The sequence below is a fragment of the Microcoleus sp. Pol11C2 genome (assembly GCF_036701505.1).
Lineage (GTDB): Bacteria > Cyanobacteriota > Cyanobacteriia > Cyanobacteriales > Microcoleaceae > Microcoleus.
Window position 1 is genome coordinate 43,218 of the sequence record NZ_JAUBQX010000022.1, and the last position, 13,232, is coordinate 56,449.

9 protein-coding genes and 1 pseudogene are annotated in these 13,232 nt (G+C 46.1%); 6 read left to right on the top strand and 4 right to left on the bottom strand.

From position 1 onward, the window contains the following. The first annotated feature begins 167 nt into the window (after window positions 1-167). The 4 genes from polA (at window position 168) to QUA42_RS14715 (ending at window position 6,957) form a co-directional block, all read left to right on the top strand. Window positions 168-3,239, top strand: coding sequence for a DNA polymerase I (gene polA / locus QUA42_RS14700; RefSeq protein ID WP_333137913.1), 3,072 nt, complete (start codon window positions 168-170; stop codon window positions 3,237-3,239). Between the two features lie 11 nt (window positions 3,240-3,250). Further along, window positions 3,251-3,823 (top strand): thermonuclease family protein, encoded by a 573-nt coding sequence (locus QUA42_RS14705; RefSeq protein ID WP_333137914.1) that lies wholly within the window; start codon window positions 3,251-3,253, stop codon window positions 3,821-3,823. Window positions 3,824-4,354: 531 nt separating this feature from the next. Continuing rightward, a complete protein-coding gene (locus QUA42_RS14710; protein WP_333137915.1) occupies window positions 4,355-4,876 on the top strand; it encodes a hypothetical protein in 522 nt (173 codons plus the stop codon). A 365-nt stretch (window positions 4,877-5,241) separates the two neighbouring features. After that, window positions 5,242-6,957 (top strand): ATP-binding protein, encoded by a 1,716-nt coding sequence (locus QUA42_RS14715; RefSeq protein WP_333137916.1) that lies wholly within the window; start codon window positions 5,242-5,244, stop codon window positions 6,955-6,957. A 281-nt stretch (window positions 6,958-7,238) separates the two neighbouring features. Here the strand turns inward: QUA42_RS14715 and QUA42_RS14720 are convergent, their stop codons facing one another. Next, window positions 7,239-7,931 (bottom strand): DUF2259 domain-containing protein, encoded by a 693-nt coding sequence (locus QUA42_RS14720; protein WP_333137917.1) that lies wholly within the window; start codon window positions 7,929-7,931, stop codon window positions 7,239-7,241. Between the two features lie 410 nt (window positions 7,932-8,341). Between QUA42_RS14720 and clpB the strand changes: the two genes are divergently transcribed. Then, window positions 8,342-10,957 carry an ATP-dependent chaperone ClpB gene (clpB, locus tag QUA42_RS14725; RefSeq protein ID WP_333137918.1) on the top strand — a complete coding sequence of 872 codons (2,616 nt, stop codon included), beginning with the start codon at window positions 8,342-8,344 and terminating at the stop codon, window positions 10,955-10,957. A gap of 43 nt (window positions 10,958-11,000) precedes the next feature. Next, window positions 11,001-11,126 (top strand): hypothetical protein, encoded by a 126-nt coding sequence (locus QUA42_RS14730; protein WP_333137919.1) that lies wholly within the window; start codon window positions 11,001-11,003, stop codon window positions 11,124-11,126. A gap of 34 nt (window positions 11,127-11,160) precedes the next feature. On the opposite strand, the pseudogene QUA42_RS27780 reads toward QUA42_RS14730, so the two are convergent. From QUA42_RS27780 to QUA42_RS14740, 3 genes and pseudogenes are all read right to left on the bottom strand, one after another. Continuing rightward, a pseudogene (locus tag QUA42_RS27780) lies at window positions 11,161-11,211 on the bottom strand (ribbon-helix-helix domain-containing protein); the annotation flags it as partial. Between the two features lie 43 nt (window positions 11,212-11,254). Next, on the bottom strand, window positions 11,255-11,917 hold the full coding sequence (locus tag QUA42_RS14735) for a hypothetical protein (RefSeq protein ID WP_333137920.1): 663 nt from the start codon (window positions 11,915-11,917) through the stop codon (window positions 11,255-11,257). Window positions 11,918-12,148: 231 nt separating this feature from the next. Next, on the bottom strand, window positions 12,149-13,174 hold the full coding sequence (locus QUA42_RS14740) for a YihY/virulence factor BrkB family protein (RefSeq protein WP_333137921.1): 1,026 nt from the start codon (window positions 13,172-13,174) through the stop codon (window positions 12,149-12,151). Between the last annotated feature and the right edge of the window lie 58 nt (window positions 13,175-13,232).

Here is a 13,232-nt window from a genome sequence, read left to right on the forward strand (position 1 = left end):
AGCGAAGCTATCGCGTAGGGAATCATACTTAACATCTTCTACTATTCTCAGCCAAGCTGCACAGTAAGCCGAGATGCGCTCAAGTGTCAAGCGTCCTCAAGTATGCGGGCCATCCTTCCGGTCGATCAATGCCGACTGACAACTGAGTACAATGAGAAAATCCTTTCGTGCGATCGGTATTTGTGTCTGTGTCGGAAAATCAAGCTCCCACCTTCATTCTAGTTGACGGCCACTCCCTGGCCTTTCGCTCCTACTTCGCCTTTGCCAAAAGTCGAGACGGAGGCTTGCGAACTACGACAGGCATTCCCACCAGCGTCTGTTTTGGCTTTCTCAAGTCGTTACTGGAAGTAATGGCGGCCCACGACCCCCAGTACATGGCGATCGCCTTTGACCTCGCCACACCCACATTTCGCCACGAAGCAGACGACACCTACAAAGCCGGTCGAGCCGAAACACCGGAAGATTTTAAGCCGGATATCAAAAATCTGCAAGAACTCCTCACCTATTTGAATTTACCTGCAATAACTGCTCCCGGCTACGAGGCGGACGATGTTTTGGGAACTTTGGCAAACAAAGCCAGCGCGGCCGGTTATCAGGTCAAAATCCTCACGGGCGATCGAGATTTGTTTCAATTAGTAGAAACCGAAAAACAAATCAGCGTATTATATTTGAGTACCGATGAACTCAGGCGATCGGGCAAAGGCAAATCCCAAGAATACGGCCCGGAAGAAGTCAAAGCAAAACTCGGTATTTTGCCCGAACAAGTAGTAGATTACAAAGCCCTCTGCGGCGACAAATCCGACAACATCCCCGGAGTTAAAGGCATCGGCGACAAAACCGCTCTGCAATTGCTGGAAGCTTACAATTCCCTCGACGGAATTTATGCAGCCATAGACGAAATTAAAGGAGCAACTAAGAAAAAGCTAGAAGAAGGCAAAGAAGCTGCTTACCATTCTCAACGCATGGCGACAATTGTCCAAGACGTGCCCTTGGAAGTAGACTTAGAAAATTGCCAGCTCAAAGGTTTTGATGAAGCAGCCTTGATCCCGATGCTGGAAAAATTAGAATTTAAGACATTTTTAAGCAAAGTAAAACAAATTCAAAAACGGTTCGGCGGTGTAGAAGAACCATTGGCAAAGGGCGGGCAAGATGCCCCCCCCACAATCAATTCAATGGAGAGTGGAACAGGCAAGATGCCTGTTGCCGACAGTGGAACAGGCATCTTGCCTGTTGCCAAGGGCGAACCCGATGCCCACCCCACAATAGATAAGTCACCTGCAACTTCTGAAAGTTCAGAAGACGACGCCTTGTGGTTTTTTAGTCCCGCAGAAACCCTAGCCGCCCAGCAGGAAAACAAACTGCCAATTAAACCCCGAATAATTCAAACAACCGAACAGTTAAACGAATTAGTCGAACTGCTGCAAACCTTCACCGACAAAGCCTCACCCGTGGCGTGGGATACCGAAACCACCGCCATCGAACCGCGAGACGCCGAATTAGTCGGAATTGGCTGCTGTTGGGGAACCGGTGAAGAGGATGTTGCTTACATTCCTACGGGACATAAAACGGGCAAAAACTTGGACAAAGCCACAGTTTTAAATGCTTTGCGTCCGATTTTGGAAAGCGAGAATTATCCGAAGGCGCTGCAAAATGCTAAGTTTGATCGATCGATCCTGCGCTGTCAGGGAATCAAACTAGCCGGAGTCGTCTTCGACACCATGCTAGCCAGTTACGTACTCAATCCCGAAACCACCCACAGCCTCAGCGAATTGTCAAGGAAATACTTAGGCATTGTCGCCAAAAGTTACAATGAATTAGTACCCAAAAACAAAACAATTGCTGACATCAGTATTCCGGCGGTAGCCGACTACTGCGGCATGGATGTTCACACAACATTTCAGTTAGTAGGTAAACTGAGAACTGAATTAGATAAAGCTGATGAACATAACTTTCCCGATAAGTCTTTGCACAAGTTGCTGCTGGAAGTAGAACAGCCCCTAGAACCAGTTTTAGCAGAAATGGAATATTGCGGAATTCGCATAGATTCAGCATATCTGCAAGAACTGTCACAACAGCTAGAAAAGAGCTTAAAAGAAATAGAAGAAAAAACTTATCAAGCAGCGGGGAGAAAGTTTAATTTAGGTTCCCCGAAACAACTCAGCGAAATATTGTTAGAAAAAATCCCCGATGAGTTTCAGAAAAAGTCTCGCAAAACTAAGACGGGATACTCTACAGACGCCGCCGTATTGGATAAATTGCAAGGAGACCACCCGATTGTAGACGATTTATTAGAACACCGAACATTATCCAAGTTGAAATCAACTTATGTCGATGCTTTGCCGCAGTTAGTGCGTGCGGATACCGGGCGAGTGCATACAGATTTCAACCAAGCGGCAACTGGTACGGGAAGGCTTTCTTCTTCCAATCCAAATTTACAAAATATTCCCATCCGCACCGAGTTTTCCCGGCAAATTCGCAAGGCTTTTTTACCGGAAGAAGCTTGGCTGATGGTGTCGGCTGACTATTCTCAAATAGAACTGCGAATTTTGGCTCATTTGAGTCAAGAACCTGTGTTAATTGAAGCTTATCAAAATAACCGAGATGTGCATACCGTAACGGCTCAACTGCTGTTTGAAAAAGAGGAAGTAACGCCGGACGAAAGACGGTTTGGCAAAACGATTAATTTTGGGGTAATTTACGGTATGGGGGCGATTAAGTTTGGTCGTTCGATGGGCAAAACTTCAGCAGACGGTAAAAAGTTTATTGAACGATTTAACCAGCGTTACAGTAAAGTTTTTGAATATTTGGAGAAAGTAAAAAAAGAGGCGATCGCCCTAGGCTATGTCACCACAATACTCGGCCGCCGCCGCTATTTAAAATTCGAGAGCGAAAGCATCCTCGACTTAAAAGGCCGCAATCCCCAAGACATTCACTCCGATAGACTTAAATCTCTCAGCAGAGATGACGCCCAATCTTTGCGGGCGGCAGCTAACGCTCCCATTCAAGGTTCCAGTGCTGATATCATTAAACTTGCCATGATTGAGGTACACAAAATTTTGCAAAACTATCAGGCGCGGCTGCTGCTGCAAGTTCACGACGAATTAATCTTTGAAGTACCTCCCGATGAATGGGAAGAATTGCAGCCGAAAATTAGAAGTGCGATGGAAAATGCTCTGCGACTTAGCGTACCGCTGATAGTTGACATCCACGCTGGGCAAAATTGGATGGAAACTAAATAAAACAAAGAAATATGAGCAAACTTAAAATCGCCATTTTCCCAAAAATAAAAACCTTAAGTGCAGTTGCCCTGCTATTGCTACTATTCGGGTGTCCACAAAAGTTAGCGCCCAACAACTATGCTGTCAAACGAGTTAGCGACGGCGACACCCTTGTCGCCAGTGATGCCGCCGGGAAAGATATAAAAGTGCGTTTTGCCTGTGTAGATGCACCGGAAGTAGCGCACACAAATGCTGAGAAAAATAGCAAAGCAGCAGCAAAAAAAAATCAATTTAAGTGGGGAAATCTAGCGCACCAAAGAATGCAGCAGCTAGTCAAACAAGGGGGCGGTCGCGTTGTTTTGACCGTCACCGATACTGACCGCTACGGCCGCAAAGTTAGCGAAGTTCGCTTGCCAAATGGCACATTTGCCCAAGAAGTTTTGACCCGCGAAGGATTAGCAATGGTTTATCGTCCTTACTTGAAAAATTGTCCGAGTGCAAGTGTTCTGGAACAAGCGGAAGCCGAAGCTAAGAAAAATCGCCGTGGCGTTTGGGGAGATTCTAAGTTTGTTCCCGCGTGGAAATTTCGGAACAGTGATAAATGATGGGAAGAAGGCCCTTCGACTTCGCGATGGGGTAAAAATAAGGAAAATGGTAGGAGTACGAGCTAATTATTGCCTTCGGAGTTTTGTTAGTCTAGTAGAGCCACAAGTTTCAACCGATTTGTATATTGACAGGGACAGGATGATGTTGTGGGCGTGGAGTCTGGGAACCTTTATCAGACATTTACAGTCTTGGACTGACTCAGGTTTTGTTAAACCCCGTCTATACTATAAATCTTAGGTTTAGCTGCTCCGCATCGGCCCAGAAAGCGGGTTTCTAGATACCGATGCCGATCGTCCTAATTTAGTACCATACAATCAGGACGAGGTTCTGCTCCTACTGTCTGCAATCTGTGGAGTTTCGGCGATAGCTGACGCCAGATTAATCTAAAACCAGACATGAGTTCGATCGCACTTTTCTCCGAGCTGTTTTTTCGGAAAAGTCAACAAATGTGATAGGCTCCAGATAAACTAATAGACTGCTGACAAAAGCGGTCTATTGCAATCACCCAAAATTAACTTTAAGGGACATCAATGAATTTCAAACATCTGGTTATTTCCGGCCTTGCCCTAATCCTCGGTACTGCAATTGTAGGAAATGCGATTGCTCAAGAACTGACCGACAACCAAAAAACGGTTATTTGTCGCTTGAAAACAGAAGTTGACCAGCGGAAAGGCAACGGTCAAAAATTAGTATTTGTGCCGTTGCTGGGCCAAGTTCGCAAGCAAGTTTCATCTCCTTTTAGAGCAACACTGCATCCTAATGTGGAGTATGTTTTTGTTGCCACTTGCGACGGAAATTGTCAGGATTTAAACTTATCTCTCAAGGATGCAAGCGGTCAGGAAATCGCTGTGAGTCAAAAAACAGGCGAACTGGCGTCAATTTCTTTTACTCCCCCATCCCAAGGCGAATATCAAATCACTGCTAAGCCTGGGGAATGCACGACGGCAGAGGGTTGCAGTTACGGCCTGGGAATCTTCGTTCCTGCAAGTGCGAGCGTACCTAATGCTTCCAAAATTCCTGCTGAGATAGCACAATTTCGACTTTGCCAGTAGGGGAACAGCGATAGAGTTGTGGGTTGCGAGTAGAGTAGAGTTTTGAATCAGAAGTCTAACTCATAACTTGCAACTTATAACTCGCCACTTATATCGCAACCACGCCCGACGGTGAGTACGTTCTTAATTACTCAAACCCTGCCTTTGACTGTTTCTTGGTTCTTGCTTCTTGGTTCTTGCTTCTTGCTTCTGCTATAATTTGTTACGCATAACTCCTCCAAACTGTCAAGCCGATCAAGCTGTGGAACCCTGCAAAGACCCAATAACTGCCGAAAGCTGGCCCGAAGCCAGAACTTTATTTACCCTCATGCAGGCATCAATTAGAATATAGATGGTGCCTCTCAAAGGTGACGAGTACATTGCCCATGTCTTTAACCTTAGCTTTGAAAAATCAACTGCAGAACCGTCCTCAAATAGGGTTGAAAAGTCTGTTGGGCCGCTTAGGTATCAGGCAGAAAATCGGCTGCGGATACGCCTTGGTCATTGGTATTGCCGTTTTGGGTGCTGTGGCGGGACGGGGAGTAGAATCCTATCACAAACAGCAAGTTAGAGAAAAACTAGCGATCGACCGAGATAAAGCGGAAATCCTGACAAACCTCAATAACACGGTGCAGGAAGTCAGAATTCAGCAGCAAGAGCTGGCGACTCTGACGGCCAAACCGCAAATTTTCGATCGCCAACGCTCGGAATTCCTGACTCGCGTTGCTCAGATGAGCGGCATCCTCGAACAACTGCAAACCCCGTCGCAGACGAAGAATCCCGAGATTGCCAGAGACTACCAAGAGCTTCAACAGTTCGCTCAAGTCAACGGCAAAACCGTAGAATCATACTTTCAACAAGTACAAAAATTGTTGGCTACTGCGAAATTATCGGCTTTGAATCCGAAGCAGCAGCAGGCTTTGGGGCAGAACTTGAACAATTTTGTGGCTGGCGAAACTGCTTTGAAACTCAAACAGTTTTCCGAGGATTCAGCTCAACTGGCCGTCAACTTTCGCGAGAAAGTAGACGAGGCATTGAGAACGTACGAAAATGCCGAAAAGCTCGGAACTCTAATTCTCGTTGGCTCTCTCTTGATATCAGGTGCGATGGCAGCAATTCTAGCAGCATACACCAGCGGGGCGATCGCTCGCTCCTTAGAAGCCACCACCCTCATCGCTCAGCGAGTGACAGAAGAATCAAACTTTGACCTGCAAGTACCCGTCACTACTTCCGACGAAGTGGGAATGCTAGCAATTTCCCTCAACGAACTAATCCAAAGAGTAGGCGAATACACAGAAGAATTGCACGAAGCCAAAGTAGCCGCCGAAGCTGCCAACCGCTCGAAAAGTGCATTTCTCGCCAACATGAGCCACGAACTACGCACCCCCCTCAACGCCATCATTAACTACAGCGAAATGCTGCAAGAAGATGCTCAAGATTCTGGTTCAGAAGACTTTCTCCCGGACTTAGAAAAAATTCAAACCGCAGGCAAACACCTGCTGGATATGATTAGCGACATCCTCGACATTTCCAAAATAGAAGCAGGTCACGTCACCCTTTATTTGGAAAACTTCGACGTGGCGACCATGATTGAAGAAGTGATGACTACTGCTCAACCGCTAGTAGAAAAAAAAGGCAATGCTTTAGCACTGAAAACAAAAGGTGAACTCGGCACAATGTACGCCGACCAACCGAAAGTGCGGCAAATTCTCCTCAATTTGCTCAGCAATGCTGCCAAATTTACCGAAAAAGGCGTCATTACTATCGGCGTCGAAAGAATGAAAATTGAAAAATCACGACCGACGAAACCCAATAAAAATAATGATTTTCAATCGGGTTCAAACTATACTTCTCAAGTTTTAATGTTTCGAGTCAGCGACACCGGCATCGGCATGACGGACGAGCAATTAGAGCAGATATTTAAACCTTTTACCCAAGCTGATGCTTCGACTACCCGCAAGTACGGAGGCACGGGTTTGGGATTGACAATTAGCCAGCGTTTATGTCAAATTCTCGGCGGCGAAATTAGCGTCGAAAGCGAGGACGGTAAGGGTTCAACGTTTATTGTCAGTCTCCCGGAACGGGTTGTGATGCAGGCATGAAGTCAGGCAAAATATGGATTTTGACACGGATACACGGATTAATTATTGAGCATTAGTCAATAGTCACGAGGCAGATGTTCAAGGAACAAGAAACAGCGAGGAAGAAAGAGGGAAATTTTAAAATCTATTGATATATTAATTATCACAATAGAGAATAATTAACAACGCGCTCGCGACTGACGTACAGACTCTATCTGTAGGTGGGCCGCGTGTACCTTACATATAGGGGTTCTGCGTAAGTTTTGATAATTCCCAGGTCAAAACCTGGGAATATAGCAAGTCTAAAGAACAAAGCCTTGTACAACAGTAGTTTTCAAGACTCCTTCAAAAGTGCGTTCTGTCTTGTCCACCAGGACAACGACATTGCGCCCGTTCGGAGACAAACGAACTTCTCGGATTGAATAAGAGAACACCCAATCTTGAAAATTGTTCAGCGATCCGAGGACACGCTGCCGACCGTTATGATTAATTACAAGACGCATTGCCGCGCTTTCTTTGCCAGGAGGAGTAGTTTTTTGCCGCTGTTCCAGGCGAATTTGTAAAGGCTTTGCTGTATTGACTTTGACGGCGACTGTCTCGCTTCCATTGGCTCCGGGAGTACGAGAAATAATGTTGAGTTTAGTTCCAGCTTGAGGAGGAGTTAACTTCAAAGTTTCCCTGCTATTCCAACTTTTTTTAAGCAAGTCATCTTCTGCCATTTTAGTGCTTTTATTGGAGTCTGGTTCGCCATATTTAGTTTGGATACACCCATTTTTGATGCAGGAATTTGCAGCAACTTGGACAATTTGCAATTTTGCTTTGGGAATTCCCGCTCCAGTATCTCTGGAACTTTCTAAATACAAGTAGTAATTGCTATCGGCGGAAAAACCAGACATCCGGTGTGCGGCACGCCAGGTACTTGCCAAAGCTTCAGGGGCTAGTGCGATCGCGGCACTTGCTATAATACCTAACGAAATTAAAGGTACAATTTTCATAGCTATATTTTCCAGGTGTGAGAGTTATAGCGGCTGTTATTGATGAGTAAAACAATAACGCTTCGGGTTTCGCTATAGGACTGTGACGCTTCTCAAGTCCTCTCTCCTATTTACATGAGTGTTTCTCCATTTTCCGCAGCAGGAGACTGTTTAAGAATGTGCAGTTTTTTCAAGTGGCACTAGAAAGCATTTTTAATGTGAGAGTTGCTCATATCCAAGAGTCCAACTTTTAGGCGCGACAGTTTGCTTTTCCTTGCGAGAGACTCCTACATAGGACGGAAATACCTATCTCAAGATAGGGGAACACCGATCCGCCCCCCCTCGGCAACTCCCTACAATGACAATTGTACGGGCGATCGAGCAATTGCCTCTACAGCAGTAATCATTTTTAATGCAGGGAATTAAAATTTATGCAACCAAATAATCCAAACCAATTTACCGAAAAAGCCTGGGAAGCCCTCGCCCGCACCCCCGAAATCGTTAAAGCAGGTCAGCAGCAGCAGCTAGAAAGCGAACACTTGATGAAAGCTTTGCTGGAACAAGAATCGGGACTGGCTAGCAGCTTGTTTAACAAAGCTGGAGTTTCTGTAGCAAAATTGCGCGATCGCACTGATGAGTTTATCAGCCGCCAGCCGAAAATCTCAGGAAGCGGCGGCAACGTTTATCTAGGTCGTTCTCTCGACACTTTGCTCGATCGCGCCGAAACTTATCGTAAAGAGTACGGCGATGAATTTATTTCGATCGAGCATTTGATACTAGGTTACGTTAAGGACGATCGCTTTGGCAAAAATTTACTACAAGAATTTAAACTAGATGAAGCCAAGCTCAAAGATATCATTACCCAAGTCCGGGGGAAGAACAAAGTGACCGATCAAAATCCAGAAGGCAAATACGAAGCGCTGGAAAAATACGGCCGAGATTTGACTGAAGCCGCGCGTCAAGGCAAACTCGATCCGGTAATCGGACGGGATGACGAAATCCGCCGCACGATTCAAATTTTGAGCCGTCGCACCAAAAATAATCCAGTATTGATTGGGGAACCGGGAGTCGGCAAAACTGCGATCGCCGAAGGACTCGCCCAACGAATTATCACCGGAGATGTGCCGCAATCTCTCAAAGACAGACAATTAATTAGCCTAGATATGGGCGCTTTAATTGCCGGTGCAAAATTCCGCGGAGAATTTGAAGAACGCTTGAAAGCGGTGCTCAAAGAAGTGATGGACAGCAACGGCAAAGTCATCTTATTTATCGATGAAATTCACACCGTTGTCGGTGCGGGCGCAACTCAAGGTTCGATGGATGCCGGCAACTTACTTAAACCCATGTTAGCGAGGGGAGAATTGCGCTGTATCGGCGCTACAACTCTCGACGAATACCGCAAGTACCTCGAAAAAGATGCGGCACTGGAACGTCGTTTTCAACAAGTTTATGTTGACCAACCAACAGTTGAAGATACTGTCTCGATTTTGCGCGGCTTGAAAGAACGCTACGAAGTTCACCACGGCGTGAAAATTTCTGACAGCGCCTTAGTGGCGGCGGCTACTTTGTCTACTCGATATATTAGCGATCGCTTTCTTCCAGACAAAGCCATTGACTTAGTGGACGAAGCAGCAGCTAAACTCAAAATGGAGATTACCTCCAAGCCGGAAGAACTAGACGAAATCGACCGCAGGATTTTGCAGCTAGAAATGGAGAGACTGTCGCTGCAAAAAGAAAGTAACGCTGCTTCGATCGAACGCTTGGAAAGACTGGAAAAAGACTTAGCCAACCTCAAGGAACACCAAAACGGTTTGAATGCCCAGTGGCAATCGGAAAAAGGTGTCATCGGCAGCATTCAAAAGATTAAAGAACAGATTGATAAGGTGAATATTGAAATTCAGCAAGCTGAATTAAAATATGACCTGAACCGCGCTGCTGAGTTGAAATATAGCAAGTTAACCGAATTGCAAAAACAATTGCAAGAAGCAGAAGCTCAACTGTCAGCAACTCAAACCACAGGTAAAACTTTGCTGCGGGAAGAAGTTACAGAAGGTGACATTGCCGAGATTATTTCCAAGTGGACGGGAATTCCGATAAGCAAGTTGGTTGAATCAGAAATGCAGAAACTTCTGCACTTGGAAGATGAACTGCACAAGCGGGTAATTGGACAGGATGAAGCGGTGACGGCGGTTGCAGATGCAATTCAGCGATCGCGCGCAGGTTTAGCAGATCCAAATCGTCCGGTTGCGAGTTTTATCTTCCTCGGCCCCACGGGTGTTGGCAAAACCGAGTTAGCTAAAGCATTAGCGTCTTATCTGTTCGACACGGAAGAAGCGATCGTGCGAATTGATATGTCGGAATACATGGAGAAACACGCGGTTTCGCGGTTAATTGGTGCGCCTCCGGGATACGTCGGCTACGATGAAGGTGGACAATTAACTGAGGCTGTGCGCCGCCGTCCTTACTCCGTGATTCTATTCGATGAAATCGAGAAAGCGCACCCGGATGTCTTCAACATCATGCTGCAAATTCTGGATGACGGCCGCGTTACCGATGCTCAAGGTCACACAGTAGACTTTAAGAATTCTGTGATTATTATGACATCGAATGTCGGCTCTCAATACATCTTAGATGTGGCGGGAGATAACGAACAAATGCGACTTCGGGTGATGGAAGCGATGCGGGGAACTTTCCGCCCTGAATTCCTGAACCGGATTGATGAGATGATTATCTTCCACGGTTTGAGTAAGGCCGAACTGCGGCAAATCGTGCAGTTGCAAGTCAAGCGCTTGGAAAAACGGTTAGCTGAACGCAAGATGTCTCTGAAATTGTCGGAATCTGCGATCGACTTTTTAGCAGAAATTGGTTACGATCCGGTTTACGGTGCGCGGCCTCTGAAGCGGGGAATTCAACGCGAGTTGGAAACGCAAATGGCGAAGGGTATTTTGCGTGGAGATTTTGCTGACAGCGATACCATTTTTGTGGATATCGAGAATGAAAGATTGGCGTTTAAGCGGCTGCCGGCACAGTTGGTGACTGCCAAATAATTTGAGTAGGGTGGGCTGCGGCCCACCTTATTTTTTTGAGGCGATGCTTCTTTTTTTGACCGCAGATGTAGGCGGATGGACGCGGATGGGATTGCGGGCGATCGTTCTTAAGGGCGATCGCTTTCTGATTTATCTTTTTTCAACTCTTGACGCTCGCGAACAGATTTAGTTAGTAGGTACGTTGCCAAACTGCTAACGGATCTGCTTTCTTCTTCTGCCCATTCTTCCAGAGATTTTTGAATCTCTTCGGGCAAGTATGGGGTAACTCGTCCCCGTGAAGCCCTTCGTTTTACTGCCTTACTTCCGCACCATCACAGACTTAATTACAGCATTCGGGTGATACTTATTAGTCTGAAAAAATCCCCCTTGACCAGCGCCATAAACTCCCCCAAATTGTTGGCCTTCAGCCTTGGGAACAAACATAATGTTTCTAGTGGGTTGCTTGGCAAATACAACCCCTTCTCTCGATTCATTATCCACGTTATAAGATAAAGTCGCCTTGCCGTAAATGGCCTGAGCTTGTTTCAGAGTCATTCCCGGCCCGACGCCCTGAACTGTTTTATAATTAGCATTTTCAGTCATCAAAAGTTCAATGACATCCGTATCTTTTAGCTTTGTACCCGCAGCATAGATAATCCGATATTGCACTTTTCCCGACTGGCTGACAGCCACAGCATCAAAATCTACCATAAAAGGAGACTGTACCTTAAACTGTGCTGTGGGACCCAAAGCCTTTTTCAATTGTCCGAAAGTCATCCCCACCTTCGCCGCTCCAATTGTGCGATCGGAAATTGTTAAACTTGCAGAAGGTGTTTTTTGAGCAGCATTTGCCGCTTCTCCCAGCACATTTGTAGCCCTCAGGGCAACAGTGGAACCGGGAGTCGAAATTAAGGTGAGGTAACTGCCGATCGCCAGCAAAGCAGCTATCATTGATCCAGACAAAACTTTAACATTCAACATGACTAATTCTCCTAGATTTCAAATGCGACTATCTACCCGCATCTTTTTGACTATCCTGGGCCTCACCCTCCTAGTTTGGATTCTCAGAGGTGTTGGCCTCTTGACATTCATTCCCGGTGGTGTCATTTGGATACTAATTTTTCTGTCTTTTGTTGCGGGCATCCTCAGCACTTTACTCCGTAGGTAAGCCAGCATCCGGCAAATAACAATTAACAATTCAAAATTAACAACTTATTTTAATTTTGATTGTTTCATAGCCTTTCCCACTGTCACATTCAACTGAGCGCCTATCAGCATCACCAAAGAAGAAATATCCAGCCACAGCAGCAACACAATAAAACTTCCGATTGTGCCGTAAGTCCACGTGTAATTGCCCAAATGCAAAACATAAAACCGAAATAAAGCTGAAAATAACGCCCACAAAATAGCAGCAAAAACAGCTCCCGACAAAATAGGAATATCTGGTTGACGGCGGCTAGGCCCGTAGCGGTAAATAAAGGCAAATGCGAGTGATACAATTCCCAAAGAAATCGGCCACCGCCACAGCCGCCAAACACCTAACAATTGCGACTCCAAAGGGCAATTGCCGGCGAGGAGCAAGCAATTTTGGACATCTTTTAAATCGCAATTGGCGACGGATTCCAGCAGGCAACTCTGGCGGGCAATAGCTTGGACAATTAAGTCGCTGACAAATACTACTCCCGATGCTAGAATTAACAGCACAATTGTACCGATACTCAGCGCCAGAGAGATAAGTTTAGCCTTCCAAAATGGTCTAGTTCGATCGCTCGGGATTTCATGGATGCGATCGAGTGCAGCCATCGCCGCGCTCATTACTCCAGAAAATGCCCAAATCGCCCCAAGAAAGCTCACTGAAAACAGCCCTTTACTGCGAGTTAACAGAATTTCTTTGATTAAGCCACCAATCAACTTCCGCACGTCATCGGGTATAACTTCGCCCAAAAGACGGGCGATTTGATAAAGTGTTGACTGCAAAGGTTCAAAGAGGGCGATCGCAGATAAGATAGCCAACAGCCCCGGAAACAGCGCCAGCATAGAATTGTAGGCCATTTCTGCAGATAGCCCCGGCAAGCGCTGTTCTCCTGCCTTCGCGCCGACTTCCTTGAGCGTGCCCCAAGTCAAACACCGACAAAACAGCAAAAAACCCCCAAATTTCCGTTTGAGAGCTCGAAGCAGCCTCAAAAATGCCTTAAACAAAGCTAAAATCAGGTAGCGCAACCAGTAAAAAATGTTCATAGCGCACAGGAGAGGGGGAACTAGAAACTGGAAAATGGATGCAGGACGATCGTGCAAC

Bases quoted from the DNA above. Each gene is read 5' to 3' on its own strand.
- clpB (WP_333137918.1), top strand. From the start codon at position 8,342: ATGCAACCAAATAATCCAAACCAATTTACCGAAAAAGCCTGGGAAGCC.
- QUA42_RS14720 (WP_333137917.1), bottom strand. From the start codon at position 7,931: ATGAAAATTGTACCTTTAATTTCGTTAGGTATTATAGCAAGTGCCGCG.
- QUA42_RS14730 (WP_333137919.1), top strand. From the start codon at position 11,001: ATGCTTCTTTTTTTGACCGCAGATGTAGGCGGATGGACGCGGATGGGA.
- QUA42_RS14710 (WP_333137915.1), top strand. From the start codon at position 4,355: ATGAATTTCAAACATCTGGTTATTTCCGGCCTTGCCCTAATCCTCGGT.
- QUA42_RS14705 (WP_333137914.1), top strand. From the start codon at position 3,251: ATGAGCAAACTTAAAATCGCCATTTTCCCAAAAATAAAAACCTTAAGT.
- QUA42_RS14740 (WP_333137921.1), bottom strand. From the start codon at position 13,174: ATGAACATTTTTTACTGGTTGCGCTACCTGATTTTAGCTTTGTTTAAG.
- QUA42_RS14735 (WP_333137920.1), bottom strand. From the start codon at position 11,917: ATGTTGAATGTTAAAGTTTTGTCTGGATCAATGATAGCTGCTTTGCTG.
- QUA42_RS14715 (WP_333137916.1), top strand. From the start codon at position 5,242: ATGTCTTTAACCTTAGCTTTGAAAAATCAACTGCAGAACCGTCCTCAA.